Origin of the sequence: Roseovarius sp. A46, assembly GCF_004126395.1 — a bacterium.
GTDB lineage: Bacteria > Pseudomonadota > Alphaproteobacteria > Rhodobacterales > Rhodobacteraceae > Roseovarius > Roseovarius nitratireducens.
Map to the genome: position 1 here is coordinate 1 of NZ_PVWS01000025.1, position 15,326 is coordinate 15,326.

At 60.4% G+C, this 15,326-nt stretch carries 15 protein-coding genes and 1 tRNA gene; 1 reads left to right on the plus strand and 15 read right to left on the minus strand.

Annotation, left to right across the window (positions count from 1 at the left end; translation table 11 throughout):
• Positions 1-125 precede the first annotated feature (125 nt).
• From C6W92_RS12915 to C6W92_RS12955, 9 genes are all read right to left on the minus strand, one after another.
• Positions 126-725, minus strand: a complete 600-nt coding sequence (locus tag C6W92_RS12915) for an ANTAR domain-containing protein (RefSeq protein WP_241691159.1) — start codon at positions 723-725, stop codon at positions 126-128.
• Positions 718-1,899, minus strand: a complete 1,182-nt coding sequence (locus C6W92_RS12920; RefSeq protein WP_129433885.1) for a transporter substrate-binding domain-containing protein — start codon at positions 1,897-1,899, stop codon at positions 718-720. The genes C6W92_RS12915 and C6W92_RS12920 overlap by 8 nt, the downstream gene beginning before the upstream one ends.
• A gap of 16 nt (positions 1,900-1,915) precedes the next feature.
• Positions 1,916-3,037 carry an AAA family ATPase gene (locus C6W92_RS12925; protein ID WP_129433887.1) on the minus strand — a complete coding sequence of 374 codons (1,122 nt, stop codon included), beginning with the start codon at positions 3,035-3,037 and terminating at the stop codon, positions 1,916-1,918.
• Between the two features lie 73 nt (positions 3,038-3,110).
• Complete coding sequence (locus C6W92_RS12930; RefSeq protein WP_104017221.1) at positions 3,111-4,154, minus strand: aliphatic amidase; 1,044 nt, start codon at positions 4,152-4,154, stop codon at positions 3,111-3,113.
• Between the two features lie 45 nt (positions 4,155-4,199).
• A complete protein-coding gene (gene urtE / locus C6W92_RS12935; RefSeq protein ID WP_129433889.1) occupies positions 4,200-4,901 on the minus strand; it encodes an urea ABC transporter ATP-binding subunit UrtE in 702 nt (233 codons plus the stop codon).
• Positions 4,902-4,903: 2 nt separating this feature from the next.
• Positions 4,904-5,731: an ATP-binding cassette domain-containing protein gene (locus tag C6W92_RS12940; protein WP_241691160.1), complete on the minus strand. Its 828-nt coding sequence runs from the start codon at positions 5,729-5,731 to the stop codon at positions 4,904-4,906.
• Positions 5,635-6,747 carry an urea ABC transporter permease subunit UrtC gene (urtC, locus tag C6W92_RS12945; RefSeq protein WP_129433891.1) on the minus strand — a complete coding sequence of 371 codons (1,113 nt, stop codon included), beginning with the start codon at positions 6,745-6,747 and terminating at the stop codon, positions 5,635-5,637. Before urtC ends, C6W92_RS12940 begins: the two co-directional genes overlap by 97 nt.
• A gap of 10 nt (positions 6,748-6,757) precedes the next feature.
• Positions 6,758-7,627, minus strand: coding sequence for an urea ABC transporter permease subunit UrtB (gene urtB, locus C6W92_RS12950; protein WP_129433893.1), 870 nt, complete (start codon positions 7,625-7,627; stop codon positions 6,758-6,760).
• A 78-nt stretch (positions 7,628-7,705) separates the two neighbouring features.
• A complete protein-coding gene (locus tag C6W92_RS12955; RefSeq protein WP_129433895.1) occupies positions 7,706-8,941 on the minus strand; it encodes a transporter substrate-binding domain-containing protein in 1,236 nt (411 codons plus the stop codon).
• A gap of 396 nt (positions 8,942-9,337) precedes the next feature.
• Here C6W92_RS12955 and C6W92_RS12960 point away from each other — a divergent pair, with 396 nt between their 5' ends.
• Positions 9,338-9,535, plus strand: coding sequence for a hypothetical protein (locus C6W92_RS12960; protein WP_347232800.1), 198 nt, complete (start codon positions 9,338-9,340; stop codon positions 9,533-9,535).
• A gap of 35 nt (positions 9,536-9,570) precedes the next feature.
• Here C6W92_RS12960 and C6W92_RS12965 read toward each other — a convergent pair.
• From C6W92_RS12965 to leuC, 6 genes are all read right to left on the minus strand, one after another.
• Positions 9,571-9,647, minus strand: a tRNA-Pro gene (locus tag C6W92_RS12965).
• Between the two features lie 67 nt (positions 9,648-9,714).
• Positions 9,715-10,821 (minus strand): 3-isopropylmalate dehydrogenase, encoded by a 1,107-nt coding sequence (leuB, locus tag C6W92_RS12970; protein ID WP_129433898.1) that lies wholly within the window; start codon positions 10,819-10,821, stop codon positions 9,715-9,717.
• A 75-nt stretch (positions 10,822-10,896) separates the two neighbouring features.
• Positions 10,897-11,934 (minus strand): endonuclease/exonuclease/phosphatase family protein, encoded by a 1,038-nt coding sequence (locus tag C6W92_RS12975; protein WP_241691161.1) that lies wholly within the window; start codon positions 11,932-11,934, stop codon positions 10,897-10,899.
• Entirely contained in the window at positions 11,931-12,743 is an 813-nt protein-coding gene (locus C6W92_RS12980; protein ID WP_241691162.1) for a hypothetical protein, read from the minus strand. The genes C6W92_RS12975 and C6W92_RS12980 overlap by 4 nt, the downstream gene beginning before the upstream one ends.
• 357 nt (positions 12,744-13,100) lie before the next feature.
• Positions 13,101-13,706: a 3-isopropylmalate dehydratase small subunit gene (gene leuD / locus C6W92_RS12985; protein ID WP_129433900.1), complete on the minus strand. Its 606-nt coding sequence runs from the start codon at positions 13,704-13,706 to the stop codon at positions 13,101-13,103.
• A complete protein-coding gene (gene leuC / locus C6W92_RS12990; RefSeq protein ID WP_129433902.1) occupies positions 13,706-15,109 on the minus strand; it encodes a 3-isopropylmalate dehydratase large subunit in 1,404 nt (467 codons plus the stop codon). Before leuC ends, leuD begins: the two co-directional genes overlap by 1 nt.
• Between the last annotated feature and the right edge of the window lie 217 nt (positions 15,110-15,326).

The window sequence follows — 15,326 nt, forward strand, 5'->3', positions numbered from 1 at the left end:
CCTTCTTCTTCATCGCATCACGCAGGCTGGGAAAGGCGGGCTGTTTCGGCATCGGCAGGACTCCTCTGGCGGACGCCCCAAACCTATCAGATTAGGCAGAAAGTCGCAGGTTTTTCAGACGTTCCTTAACTATCACCCAGGTTGCTAAGAATACTTTCAGCATTAATAATTGATTGTGCTATTTCGGTTGTTGTAGTCCGCTTAGTCATTGCCTGCTTGCGAATGATATCATAAGCCTCGCGCTCGGCAATCCCGCGATGTCTCATCAGAATGAACTTTGCGTCATTTACCTTTTGCACATTATCCAGTTTTTCCCGGAGCTTCGCCATGTCCTTGGAGAAACGTTCCTGTTCGGACTGATAACGCCGAGCCATGAGCATACTACTGAGAACACCCGCTGCGCGGACCGGTTTCATGAGGACGGCATGCGCGCCAATCTCGAGAATGACATTCAGAACCGAGGGGTTTTCGTACCCGATAATCGCAATGATCGTCACGGGTTTTTCGCGCTTTTCCAGAAAGCCCTTCAGCTTGGTCGCCGATTGATCGGTCACGTCAATGAGGACCATGTCGAATTTATCTGGCAGGTCTCTTGGCACAGGCCACATGTGATCAAACCCGCACCCGATCCGGTTCACCTGTTGCAGAAGCTCGTCCGCACTCCGGTCTCGTGGGTGGATCAGCAGGACATTCTGATCTCGCAGGTCGCGGATCAGGTCATGCATGACGTCCGCCACCTCGCCCGCCGCCGACGGACACCTTCTGGGTGTGGAAGCTCCAGTCATGTATTGCCGGGAAGACAAGGTAAGGGTCGGGCTTTATTGCGCGCCGAACCTTGAGATCAATCACGAATTCACCGTCCTCATTGACCGTTGCGATACGCGATTGGAGGTATGTGTGGTTGTTGTCCGGGTCAATCTTGATCTGGCCCTGTGGCGCGTCGAAGGAGGCACCGAGCAACGCCTCGCGCAGACAGTCTGTATCCATTTCTCCTGTCTCCTCCAAGGCCGCCGCAAAAAGATGGACCTGACTGTAAGCCGCTTCGCAGCAACTCGTAACATCAATAGTCGAACCAAACTTCTGTTCATAGGCTTTCAGGAAACGGCGGTTCGCCACAGAACTAATCGAACGAAAGTAAGGAGCAGCGGTGATATGACCCACCGATGCGCGTGCGCCGATCGCGTTGATCTCACCTTCGTTCGTCGTGAGGCTGGCGATGGGGCAGACACGACCATCACCGCCAGCTGCGTGGTAGGAGCGGTAGAACTCGATGCACGATTGTCCGACGATGGTGGAAAAGATCGCATCTGGGCGGACATCCATTATGTCCTTGATCACGTCATCGAAGCCATCGGAACAGGTATGCAGGTCAAAATAGCGTTCGCCAACCACCTCGCCGCCTCCTTGCCGCAGAACATTGCGCATGACGCGATTGGATTCATACGGGTAGATATAGTCAGAGCCTACGAAGAATATGCGCTTGCCGAAGGCGCTCATCAGGTAGTTTGCGAGCGGCACGCTGTTCTGGTTGGGACATGCACCGCCGTAGATCACGTTCGGGGAATATTCGAACCCCTCGTACAGGGTCGGATAAAAGAAGAGCGCATTGCGCCTCTCGACCACGGGTAGAACCTCTTTGCGAGAGGAGGACATGTAACAGCCGAAGATGACGTTTACCTTGTCTTCGATGATCAGACGCTCGGCCAACTCACCATAACGCGGCACGATCGAACCCGGATCATAGCTCACCGGCTCGAGAGGCGACCCCTTAATACCACCCATTGCATTTATTTCATCAATCGCAAGCAATGCCCCATTGAGCTGCGACTGCTCTATTATCGAGGTCACACCCGATGTTGAAAATAGCAGTCCGATCTTCCAGCTTCCATTCCTTGTCACGAAGTGGCACCTCTGTTCAGGAGTATTCAAATTGCACCGTCCCATCTTTGCGGTCGGCGAGGATATGTGTTGTCATTTGTTTCGATCCACCGATAGACGGAACAGGCCTGTCCAGAAGAAAGCCAGCCAGTGGGAACTCCAGATGCCGACGCATCGCCCGCCGCAAGCCGCGCGCGCCAAACCGTTTATCATAACCTTCGGAAGAAAGAAAATCCCTCAGCGTTGTGCTGATGCCGAGAGAAAGATCATGTTTGCGAAGGCGGCGGTTGAGTCTTGTCAGCTCAACATCGACAAGCGCAGGGACCTTGTCGCGCGAAATCCAGTTGAAAGTATCGACATGATCGATCCGGTTGACCAGTTCCGGTGGAAATCGCTCAAGGAGACATTTCATGACGATGTCATGTGCCTGCGCACGTCGGCTTTTCCCGAATGAACGCAACCTTCTCAGTATCCCACCGCCGCGTTCGTCCAAAGCCATAAGTTCGCGTGCCCCGAGATTGGAGGACATGAAGACCAGGGCATTCCTGAAAGAATATGTCTTTTCACCCGACGCCACGGTCAGCAGACCGTTGTCAAAAACGTTCATCAGCGCCAGAACGACCTCGTTGCTGGCCTTTTCCAATTCATCGAACAGCACAAGCCCCGGAAGATTGCGGGTGCCTTCGATCTTTTCCTGATCGAGAATGGTGGTGCCTTCCTTGGACCCGACATAGCCTGGAGGCGCGCCCGTAAGGGCCGCCGCGTAATGCTCCTGGGCGAGCGTGTTCATATCGATGCGACAGAACGCATCGGCATCACCGTAGAGTGCGCGCGCAAGCGTTCGCACGGTTTCCGTCTTGCCCACGCCGGTCGGACCGCAGAACAAGACGGTTGCCAGAGGCTTGCGTGGATCGCCGATATCAGCCCGGACCACCTTGAGGATATCGAGCAGCTCTTTGATGCTCTCGTCCTGACCGATGATGGCGGCCCGCAATTCCGCCTCGACCAGGTCGAGGTCGAATGTGAAACGGGAAATCAAACCGGTCTCGGGCTTCCTGACGCTTTCGGCCACGGTCATGCGCGCATTCTCGTCCGCCAAGGCGGCACCGAGCTTCTGCTGGCGTGCGGTATCATGCAGTCGGTCGGTCAGAAACGGCATCGTCGCTCCATCGGCTCAAGGGGAGAGGAACGGCGCAACGTGGCGCCGTTCCCAAAGGTCGGACCGCGCAGGGTCAATCCGCTTCTTTCTCTTTCGCGCCGGTGGGCAGGCTGCCAACCGGGCAGCAGGCCACGCCAATGGTCGAGCGGGTCAGGGACTCGACATGCTCGCGGGTTTTTTCCGCATCGTTCACCCAGTTGCGGTAGAACTCGAACGGGCATTCTGCCACGCCCTTGTCGCCGTCGCCCGAAGCATGGACGCCGGTGTATCCGCGGTGAAGCAGCTTGAAGAGGTGGTTCTGCGACTGATCGTTGGCACGAGCGTCGCGGATCTCGGGAATCGACAGCTGCGCGTATTGAATTCCCATGTCTTCTTCACCGCATTCGCCCAGCGTGCGACCATCGAAGCCAATGATCGCCGAATGTCCGAAGTAGGAATAGACACCATCGAATCCGGCGGCATTCGAAACAGCCACGTAGCTGTTGTTTGCCCAGGCCATCGCCTTGGCCATGATCACCTGCTGCTCTTTCGCGGGATACATGTAGCCTTGGCACCGAACGATCAGCTCGGCCCCTTTCATGGCGCAGTCCCGCCAGATCTCGGGATAGTTTCCATCATCACAGATGATCAAGCTGACCTTGATGCCCTTGGGCCCTTCGCAGACAAAGGTTTCACTGCCCGGATACCAGCCCTCGATCGGGTTCCATGGCAGAACCTTGCGATATTTCTGCACAATCTCACCCTTGTTGTTCATGAGGATGAGAGTGTTGTAGGGCGTCTTCTTGGGGTGCTCTTCGTGGCGTTCGCCGGTGATTGAAAAGACGCCCCATGTGTTGGCCTTGCGGCAGGCGGCAGCAAAGATTTCGGTTTCCTCACCAGGAATCGTGGCCGCCGTCTCCATCATCTCGTCAGGATCATACATGATCCCTTGAGTGCTGTATTCGGGGAAGATCACCAGATCCATCCCGGGAAGCCCCTGCTTCATACCGACGACCATGTCAGCGATGTTCTGTGCGTTTTCCAGAACTTCGGCCTTGGTATGCATCCGGGGCATCTTGTAGTTGACGACCGCAACGCCAACCGTGTTGTCGCTGCTGGAGATGTCACCGTGTCTCATGTCTTGTCCTTTCCTTCAGGTGCTTCGTTGCTGCTTGCCCGACCCTCAGAAGGTCAGGTGCTTCTCCACGACGGAGTCGGTGAGATCCGTGCTGTGCCCGCTCAGGACCACGCGGCCCTTGTCGAGCACCAGAAAGCGGTCGGAGGCGCGGCGCGCAAACGGCACGTTTTGCTCCACGAGGATGATGCCGAGACCGCGTTCCTTGTTCAGTCGAATGATGGCTTCTTCGATCTGTTTGACGATGTTGGGCTGGATGCCTTCGGTCGGCTCGTCGAGGATGAGTATCTTGGGATCCATAGCGAGCGCCCGCGCGATTGCCAGTTGCTGCTGCTGTCCGCCGGAAAGGTCTCCGCCTTTGCGACTAATGAACTCATCAAGTATCGGGAACATTTCAAAGAGATGCTCGGGAATGTCGCGCCTGCCGTCAGGGCGAGCGAACGTGCCCATCAGGATATTCTCCCGCACCGTGAAGCTCGGGATGATCTCACGACCCTGCGGAATGTAGGCAATACCGAGTTGCGCCCGTTGCGACGTGCTGAGGCCGAGCAAGTCGTTCTCTCCGAACACAAGTCCGCCATCGCAGCGATGGGTGAGTCCCATGATTGATTTGAGCAACGTGGTCTTGCCGACACCGTTACGGCCCAAAATTGCGAGAAACTCGCCTGGGTTCAGATCGAAGGAGATACCCTGGATAACCGGGCTCTTGCCATAGAAGGAGTAAAGGTCCTTTGCTCGCATGGTTTCCATGATCAATGCCCCAGATACGCTGTTTTGACGTCTTCGTTGGTCTCGATCTCTTCAATCGAGCCCTCGGCCAACATCGATCCGCGGTTCATGACGACGATGCGATCCGCGACGGTGCGGACGAACGACATGTCATGCTCGACAACGATAAGCGTGTGCGACTCACTGAGAGATCGGAATATCTCGGCTGTGCGCCCGGTTTCCTCGATGGTCATTCCGGCGGTGGGTTCATCCATGAGGATCAGGCGGCTGTCCTGCGCGATGAGCATGGCGATTTCGAGCCATTGTGTTTCACCGTGCGACAGATTGCCGGCCAACTCATTGGCCTTGGCCTCGAGCCCGATGCGCTCGAGGATCGGTGCCGCGGCGTGCCCGTCCGACAGGGCGAAGCGCGTGAGGGCGTGCAATATTCCGGGTCGGCGCGAGCGGGCCACCGACAGGTTTTCGGCCACCGTCAATTCCTTGTAGACGGAAGGCACCTGAAACTTGCGTCCGATACCCAAACGCGCGCGCCGGAATTCGAGCAAGTGCGATATTTCGGTTCCCTCGAAGCGGATCGAGCCGCCGGTTGGTTGGGTCTTCCCGCAGATGAGGTCGAGTGTGGTCGACTTGCCCGCGCCATTCGGACCGAGAAGACAGAGGATTTCGCCTTCGGCCACGCTGAAGCTGAGACCATCAACTGCCCTTAGCCCGCCGAAATCGACATGCAAATCGTTTACCTGCAGTTGAGACATGATCAGTTCTCCTGTCCGGACTTGACCGGTTCGGGCTGCAAATGCGGCCTCGTCGAAATGGTTCGTTCTTTCTGGAGTCGACCGCCGATTAACCGCCATGCATCCCCAACCAACCCGTTCAGGCCGCGCGGCATGAACATCACCACGAAAACGAAGATAACGCCGAGCATCAGGTTCCATCCTTCGACAAAGATGTCGGACAGACGCCCTTCGAGGAGATTCACCAAGATTGCACCGATCGCAGCAGCGAGAACGGAGTCCCGTCCGCCGACGGCACACCAGATCACGATGGCCAAGCTGAACGAGACGCTCATGTAAGTCGGGGACGCGAATTCCAGCACCAGCGTGTAAAGCATGCCCGCCCAGCCCGCGAGCGCCGCCGAGATACAGAAGATGACTGTCTGGTAATTGGCCACGTTGTAGCCCAGGAACCGGGTTCGGTCAGCATCCTCGCGTATCGCACGCAGGATCAGCCCGAACTTGCTGTGCGTGAGGTAGAGCCCGATTGTGATCGCTGTGACCAGACAGCCTGCGACCAGATAGTAGAAGCCGACGCCATACGTATCGACGCTCCAGCCCAGCACATTGAGCGGGGCCAGTCCCGTCAGGCCATTCTGGCCGCCAGTGATGCCCTGTTCCTCGATCACAACCAATTGGAAGGCCACGAGAAAAGCCAAGGTGATGATCGCGACAAAGACGCCGGCAATTCGTGCGCGGAACATGAACATTGCGATCAGTCCGCCTACGAATGCCGGCACCAGGAGCCCGGCCAACAGGGTAAAGCCGAGTGAGTGAAAGGGGACCCAGATCAGCGGAAGCTCTGGGACATTGTTCCAACCCATGAAGTCGGGAAGCCCGTCGCCACTCGCCTTGAGTTTGAGATGCATGGCCATGGCATAAGAGCCCATGCCGAACGTCGCCGCCTGGCCAAGATTGAGCAGTCCGGCGCTACCCCACGATAGCGCCAGCGCAAGAGACGCGATTCCAAGCGCGAGATACCGGGCAAACGTGTTGAGCTCGAACCCGTCAAAACCCATCAGTGCAGGCACTCCCAGCACGATCACCAGTGCAAATATAACCAACGCCACAAGGTCGTAGAATAATCTCGTCGTCATGTTGTTCTCCTCAGCGGCGCGTGTTTGAAGGAAAGAGACCGCGCGGACGGAACCTGATCAGAACGATGATTCCAGCCAGCACTGCGATACGACCAAGGGTGTCATTGAACAGCATCGAGAAGAGCGCCGTCGCCTCACCGATCAGCACCGCCGCGCTGGCGGCACCCAGCAAGCTGCCAAGCCCACCAACGATCACGACGAGGAACGCATCGACGACAAGGCCCGTTCCCATGGTGGGAATGGTGCTGAAGAGAGGCGTGATTAATGCACCGGCTATTCCGGCAAGGCCCGCACCATAGGCAAACGTGACCGAATAGATATGCTTTGCTTCTATGCCATAGCATTCGGATATCTGCCGGTTCTGAATAACGGCACGAAGTTTCATGCCAAATTCGGTGCGCGTCATGAGTGCCCATGACGCGGCCAGAACGGCCAGAGAAAACAAGATCACGAATATGCGGTAGTTTGACATCACGAGCCCGCCGATCTCAATGTTGCCACTGAGAAGTTCCGGGCCTTTCACGAAGCGCGATTCCGCGCCAACGGACAATCGCACCACCTGTTGCAGGATGATTCCAATGCCCCAAGTCGCAAGGATCGTGTCCAACGGGCGGTGGTAGAGCCGCTGAACGATAACCCGCTCGATGATCCAGCCGACCGCGCCCACGGCCACGAAGACGAATGGCAAGGCCACGATGATGCTGAACCCTGCATAGGTCTGTAGTGCCCACGCGGCATAGGCGCCGAGCATGACAAACTCACCATGTGCAAGATTGATGACGCCCATCGCGCCATAAATGATAGCCAGCCCCAAGGCGATCATCAGCAGGATCGAGGCCATGCTGAGACCGGCGAACATCTGGTTCAATATGACGTCCATCGATACACCCTTCCAGTTGACCCGGCTCCTGTGTCGGAGCCGGGCAGTCCGGTTCTTGTCGGATTTTTGTGCTTGGCGTCAGGCCCGCACCAGGCCCTCACCGGTGCATGTCTGCCCCTCGTAGGCAGCATATGGCAGGGGGGCGACGCGCTCTTGCGATTGAAGCAGAACTTCGGCCTGGCCATTCGACTGCCACTGGCCGATCTTGGGCCAGAGATGCGTGTGGAGGTTCTCGTCGATCAGCACTTCGCCCTGCGGCGCGGTGAGTGTCAGGCCTACGGCGGCATCACGGATCGTCTCCGGGGTGATGTTCGCCGGGTCCAGCTTCTCCAGTGCCGCTTTGAACTGATACACTTGGAAGTAAGCCGCTTCGCTGACGAAGTGCGTGACCTGGTCCGCGCCATAGCGTGACTTGTAGGATTCGACGAACCGCTCGTTTTCCGGTGTTTGGGTGCCCATGAAGTAGGGAGCGGACGAAAAGTGGCCGGCCGCAGCCTCGCCGCCGATAGCCTTCACCTCGACCTCGGAACGCGTGAGGCTCACGACCGGCATTTTGGCCGGATCAAGCTCTGCCGCATGGTATTGCCGGGCAAAAGCAACGTCGGAGTCTCCGACGACGGTCGCAAAGATCACGTCCGGCTCTTCTGCGCGTATGCGGTTGATCACCGAGCTGAAGTCCGAGTGCCCCAGTGGCACGTATTCCTCGTGCACCACTTCACCACCGTGCTTGGCCAGCAGGGTCTTGCAATAGTTGTTTTCCTCTTTCGGATAGACGTAGTTGTTGCCGATCATGTAGAAGCGCGGCCCGAAGTTCTCGATCGCCCACGGGATCAATTCGTCCTGCTGCTGGTTCGGCACGGCACCACCATACATCACGTTGCGCGAGCATTCGCGACCTTCATAGAGCGTCGGATACCAGTAGAGATTGCCGCGCTGCTCTGTAACCGGGAGCACCGCCTGACGGCTTGCCGACGTGTAGGAGCCGAAGACGCTCACGCATTTGTCACGGATCATCAGACGACGCGCCCGGTCAGCGTAGGTGGCCGGATCAGACGCCGGATCCTCGATGATGGGCCGCAGTTGGCGACCATGCACACCACCTGCCGCATTGATCTCCTCGATCGCCATCAACGCGGCATCGTGAAGGGTGCTTTCGACCACGGCCACGGCACCAGTCAGTGAGAACAGCAAGCCCACTGGAATATCGTTGCCCTGTGCAGCTGCGCGGCCAATCGTCGTAAGCAAGGCCGGAGCCGACAGCGCGCCGGCTGTCCCCACAGCTCCGACACTGCTCAGAAAATCGCGACGTTTCATACTGACTTCTCCTCTGTTGGATCCGAGCGGCCGGTTCATTCGGCAACAAAAAAAGGCCCTCCAACGCGGTTCGTGACCGCAGTTGAAGAGCCTCTTTGCTCATTTGATTTTCAGACTCGCATTTGAGCCTGAAACGATCGTTATGCAGAAACGAGGTTTTTGCAACAATATTTTACTAAGGAGTTTTAGGCGCTTAGAAGGTTACTGAAGAAGTCGGACTTGAAAGACGCCACTTCTGCCGTCGAGGTTTGAAAGCGGGTCACCCACGGATGCGGACCTCAGATCCAGGCCGCGCCGTTCGTCAGCCCCGACGGAATTTCGGTCGACGGGTCTACAACACGCCAGCCACCAATGAAAGCGCACAAGACCTGATGGAGCACGAGGAGTTGCGCGCTATTGCGCCACACTGCAGCTGTTCACATCGCGGAAGTGGGCATCTTCATGGACGAGATAGCCCGGTATCTCGGGCACTCGGATTCGCGGATCACCGCCTCCACCTACGCGCGCGACAGCCCGGAACATCTTCGCAAGGCGGCCAACGTACTGGAATTCAGCCAGCATTCAGGTTCAATGAACCTGAGAACCCTGTCTTGAAGAAGAAAAAGGCCCCGCTAGGGGCCTTGTTTCATTGGTCGGAGTGAGAGGATTCGAACCTCCGGCCCCTGCCTCCCGAAGACAGTGCTCTACCAGGCTGAGCTACACTCCGACCGTGGCGGGCGGAATAGACGAGGGCCGGGGCTTTGGCAAGGCCGAAATGCGCCCCCGCGCCCACGTCAGAGGCTTTCGTCGAGCGCCGCGAGCACGGCGTCGCCCATGCCCGAGGTGCTGACCGGCGTGCCGCCCTCGGGGCCCATCAGGTCGGCGGTACGCAGACCGTCGGCAAGCACCTTTTCCACCGCCCGCTCGACGCGCGCGGCCTCGTCACCCATATCGAAGGAATAGCGCAGCGCCATAGCAAAGCTCAGGATGCAGGCGATCGGGTTGGCCTTGCCCTGCCCGGCGATATCCGGCGCGCTGCCATGCACCGGCTCGTAGAGCGCCTTGGGCCGGCCGTTTTCCATCGGCAGGCCAAGCGACGCCGAGGGCAGCATGCCCAAAGAGCCGGTGAGCATCGCGGCGAGATCCGACAGCAGGTCGCCGAAGAGGTTGTCGGTCACGATCACGTCGAACTGCTTGGGCCAGCGGGTGAGCTGCATCGCGCCCGCGTCGGCATACATGTGGCTGAGTTCCACATCCGGGTATTCGGCGTCGTGCACCTCCTGCACCACCTCGCGCCAGAGCACGCCCGATTCCATCACGTTCGCCTTTTCCATCGAGCAGACCCTGTTGTCGCGCTTGCGGGCAAGCTCGAACGCCGAGCGGGCGACGCGGGCGATCTCGGACTCGGTGTAGCGCTGCGTGTTGATGCCGACGCGCTCATTGCCCTCCTTGTGGATGCCGCGCGGTTCGCCGAAATAGACGCCAGAGGTCAGCTCGCGCACGATCATGATGTCGAGTCCGGCAACGACGTCCTTCTTCAGCGACGAGAAATCCGCCAGCGCGTCAAAGCATTGCGCGGGCCGCAGGTTGGCAAAGAGGTCCATCTCCTTGCGCAGCCGCAGAAGGCCACGCTCGGGCTTCACGCTGAAATCGAGGCTGTCGTATTTCGGCCCGCCCACGGCCCCCAGCAGCACCGCGTCGACCGCCTGCGCTTTTTCCATCGTCGCATCCGCCAGCGGCACCCCGTGCATGTCATAGGCGCAGCCGCCCACCAGGTCTTCGCTCACGTCGAAGGCGATGCCGCGCCTCGTCCCGAACCAGTCGATGATGCGGCGCACTTCGGCCATCACCTCGGGGCCGATGCCGTCGCCGGGCAGGATGAGAAGCGAAGGGGTGCTCATGGCGGTCTGTCCTTTGAAATGTCTCGTTGCGTGGATGGCCTATAGGCAGGGATGGACGGGGTCAAGAAAGCCCACTCAGTCGAGCGTGAGATCGACCCATATGAGCCGGTGCGGCCCCGCTGCCTCTGCCTCTGCCCGGTCCGGCGCATCCTCGGGCGGCCAGTGGATGCCCGCGCCCGCCACCACCAGATCGGCGGAAGGCAGGATATAGCTCACCCGTAGCGGGCCCGTCTCATCCCACGCCACGGTGGCGCGCCCCGGCAGCGGATCGCGCAGGCGCGGATCGGCGAGCAGCGCGCGGATCGCTCCGCGCCGCCCCTCGCCCGCGTTCGGATCGAGGTTGGCGTCGCCGATCACGACGAAGCGACGCGCCGGCGGATTGCCGAACGCGCCGTCGAGATAGCGCTGCCAGAAACGGATTTCGTCGTGGTTGCGTCGCCCGTTGCGATCCTCCTCACCGTCGAAGACCGGCGTGGTGGCGTGAAACGTCATGAGCGAGACAGACCCCGAGGGCAGCCGCAGCGGCACCACCCAGTGCCCCACCGACGACAGCCGCTGCACGGCCTGCGCCTCCTGCGACGGAAACGGCCGCCCGTCGGGCCAGCGTGGTAGCAGCGCGCCCGGCAGATCCCGCCACAGCATCGCCGAAAAGTCGCGCGCACCATCGCGGTCCAGCGGATAGCGCGACAGGATCGCCATGCCGCCCTGTCCCGAAAACGTGCCATACCCTTGCGCATCCCGCGGCCCCCCGCGCCGCCCATCGCCATCCATATCGAGCCCCGTGGGCCAGCCGGTATTGGGCCTTAGCGCGAAGAGATGGGAATAGTAGGGGCCATCCTCGGCGATCCGGTCGCGCAGCGCCGAAAGCGCGCGCAGGCCGTGGTCATAATCGACCCCCTGCACGACCAGAACGTCCGGCGCCACCGCCGCGATCAGCCCGGCGATGGCCTTGATGCGCGGATCGCCGCCGCGCCGCAGGTCGCGCAGCAACAGCCCCGGCCCATCGCGGTCAAGCTCGAGGTGCCAGGTCGCGAGCCGCAATGTCCCGGCCCCGGCCCCGGCAGAGAGGGCGGCCACGAAAAGCGCCACCAGCAGCACAAGGCGCGCGCTCACACGCCCTGAAGCACGCGGCCCTCGTCGACGGGCGATTGCGCGGCGGCGTAGGAGCGGCGGCGCTTGTCCTCGATCATTGCCGCGATCCGCTGCATGGCGATGCCCCGCATCAACAGGCTTGCCGGCAGAAAGGCCCATGCGCTCACCGTCCAAATCAGTGTTTGCGGATCGGCCAGCGAGACCGGGCCGAAAATCGCCGCAGCAATCCTGACGATGGCAGGAATGGCAAAGGGCAGCAAGAGCCCCAGCACGAGGTTGAGCACCGCGTCACGGCGCAGCCGGTAGAGGACATCGCCGCCGCCCGTCGGATCAAAAAGCGGCAGGTTGATCCACACGTTGAACGGCCCGCTGCGCGTGGGCCAGCCAAGAAACCGCACGAAGACGGCAAAGACCAGCACCATGCCGATCGACAGCGCATAGGCCAGCGCCGAGGCCCAGCGCAGCATTCCGGACAGCCCCGCTTCGGCCTCCCCCGGCAAGAGCACCACCACCAACCGGACGGGCGAGAACGAGAAATCGAGGATATCCGCCAGACGCTCCGCCACACCGTTCACCCCAGTCGAAACGGCGGAGGGCACCACCTGGCCGCGCAACATGATCGACAGCGCGACCAGGATCGCGGCAAGCGTGAAGAAGCGCAGCCGGTTATAGGGTGGGGCAAAGCGGAATTCGAGCATGCCGGGATAGCGCGAATTGTATTCCATCGCGGTAAAGACCGCCGCCAGGAGCGCCAGCACGAGCACGATCTGCGCGGTCCCCCGATGCGTGAACGGAATCAACAACGCCGGCGTCGCCACCAGCATGGCCATCAGGAGTGCCCGCGCCAATGCGCCAGGTGTCTGGAAGACCACCGCTCTTTCCCCTTCATCCCGACCGGTCGCGATACGTTGCCGCGCCCTTGTGTCGTTTTGATCCCACCAAATGTGGCGGGCTGCCTCATTGCTGCCCTATTCTTGCCGCGTTTCCTCTAATGCCGCAAGGCACGGGATCAGCCAACAAAAAACATGGGGCAATTTCGTGGCAGGACTGGTGCAGGAATACATCAATGCATCGGAAAATTTTGGCGCGATTCCCGTCGATTACATCATGTTGTGGTCCGCAGCGGCGCGACCACCACACACCGCGATCCACCCCGCCGCGCGGCGGGGTGGAAACCGTTAGCCGCGTCAGACCCAGGGGCGCGCCTGCGTGGCGCGGGCCTCGAAGGCGTCAATCGCGGCGGATTTTTCCAGCGTCAGCCCGATATCGTCGAGCCCTTCGAGCAGGCAATGCTTCTTGAACGCGTCCACCTCGAAGGAAAACACCTCGCCATCGGAGGTCGAGACGGTCTGCGCCTCGAGGTCCACCTCGATGCGGGCATTGGCGCCCTTCTCAGCCTCTGTCATCAACACATCGACCTGTTCCTGCGGAAGGGCGATGGGCAGGATGCCGTTCTTGAAGCAGTTGTTGTAGAAGATATCCGCATAGGAGGGCGCGATGATGCAGCGGATGCCAAAATCCTTGATCGCCCAGGGCGCGTGCTCGCGGCTCGATCCGCAGCCAAAATTGTCGCCCGCGACGAGAATCTGCGCCTCCCGATATTGCGGTTTGTTCAGCACGAAATCAGGGATTTCATTGCCGTCATCGTCATAGCGCATCTCGTCGAAGAGATTGACGCCCAGCCCCGAGCGCTTGATCGTTTTCAGGAACTGCTTGGGGATGATCATGTCGGTATCGACATTGATCAGCGGCAGCGGCGCGGCGATGCCGCTGAGTTTTTCGAACTTTTCCATCACATCATCTCCCGAACATCAGTCAGCCGACCGGTCACCGCCGCCGCCGCCGCCATGGCGGGGCTCATCAGGTGGGTGCGCCCGCCGCGGCCCTGGCGGCCCTCGAAATTGCGGTTGGACGTGGCCGCGCAGCGCTCACCCGGCGAGAGCTGATCGGGGTTCATCGCCAGGCACATGGAACAGCCCGCAAGCCGCCATTCGAACCCTGCCTCCTTGAAGATATCGGCCAGGCCCTCTTCCTCGGCCTGTGCCCGCACGAGACCCGAGCCCGGCACGATCATGGCGCGCAGGCCCTCCTTGATCTTCTTGCCCTTGAGGATTTCGGCAGCGGCGCGCAGGTCCTCGATGCGGCCATTGGTGCACGAGCCGATGAAGACGGTGTCGATCTCGACCTCGCTCAGCTTCTGCCCTGGCTTCAGCCCCATGTAGTCGAGCGCGCGTTTCGCCGCGTCGACCTTGCCGCCGGTGAAGCTCGACGGATCGGGCACCTCGGCGGTGATCGGCAACACGTCCTCGGGGCTTGTGCCCCATGTGACGACCGGCGTGATCTCCTCGCCCTTCAGCGTCACCACCTTGTCCCAATGGGCATCATCGTCGGAATAGAGCGTCTTCCACCACTCCATCGCCATTTCCCACTGCGCGCCCTTGGGCGTATGGGGGCGGCCCTTGATATACTCAAAGGTCACCTCGTCCGGCGCGATCAGGCCCGCGCGCGCCCCGCCCTCGATGGCCATGTTGCACACGGTCATGCGGCCTTCCATCGACAGCGCGCGAATGGCCTCGCCGCAATACTCGATCACGTGGCCGGTACCGCCCGCGGTGCCGGTGGCGCCGATCACCGACAGGGTGATGTCCTTGGCGGTCACGCCGGGCGAGAGCTTGCCGGTGATCTCCACCTTCATGTTCTTGCCCTTGCGCTGGATCAGCGTCTGCGTGGCCAGTACATGCTCCACCTCGCTGGTGCCGATGCCATGCGCCAGCGCGCCGAAGGCGCCGTGCGTGGCGGTGTGGCTGTCGCCGCAGACCACGGTCATGCCCGGCAGGGTCCAGCCCTGCTCAGGTCCGACGATATGCACGATGCCCTGGCGGATATCGTTCACCGGGTAATAGTTGATGCCGAAATCCTGTGCGTTCTTGTCCAGCGCCTCCACCTGGATGCGGCTCTCGGGGTTCTCGATCCCCTTCACCCGGTCAGGCGTGGTGGGCACGTTGTGATCGGGCACGGCAATGGTCTTTTCCGGCGCACGCACGGCGCGCCCCGCCATGCGCAGCCCTTCGAATGCCTGCGGGCTGGTGACCTCGTGGACGAGGTGGCGGTCGATATACAGAAGACAGGTGCCGTCGTCGGCCTCGTGGGCCAGATGGGCATCCCAGATCTTGTCGTAGAGTGTCTTGGGGGACATGGGTCCTCTCCCGTTGCTGATGGCTGCGGTCGGATGGAAAGCAGGGCGCGCGCCGTCAGAGACGCGCCAGCACAGAGTGCTGCGCACCAAAGAAGCGCCAAGGCAGGCGCGCGCGATCATCCATGTCGAACACCCGGGTCATGCCTCGCAGATACAGCGCCGCCGCCCCGCTATCAAGAGGCCGCCCGCACCAGGCTTCTCCTGGCCGCAAATATCC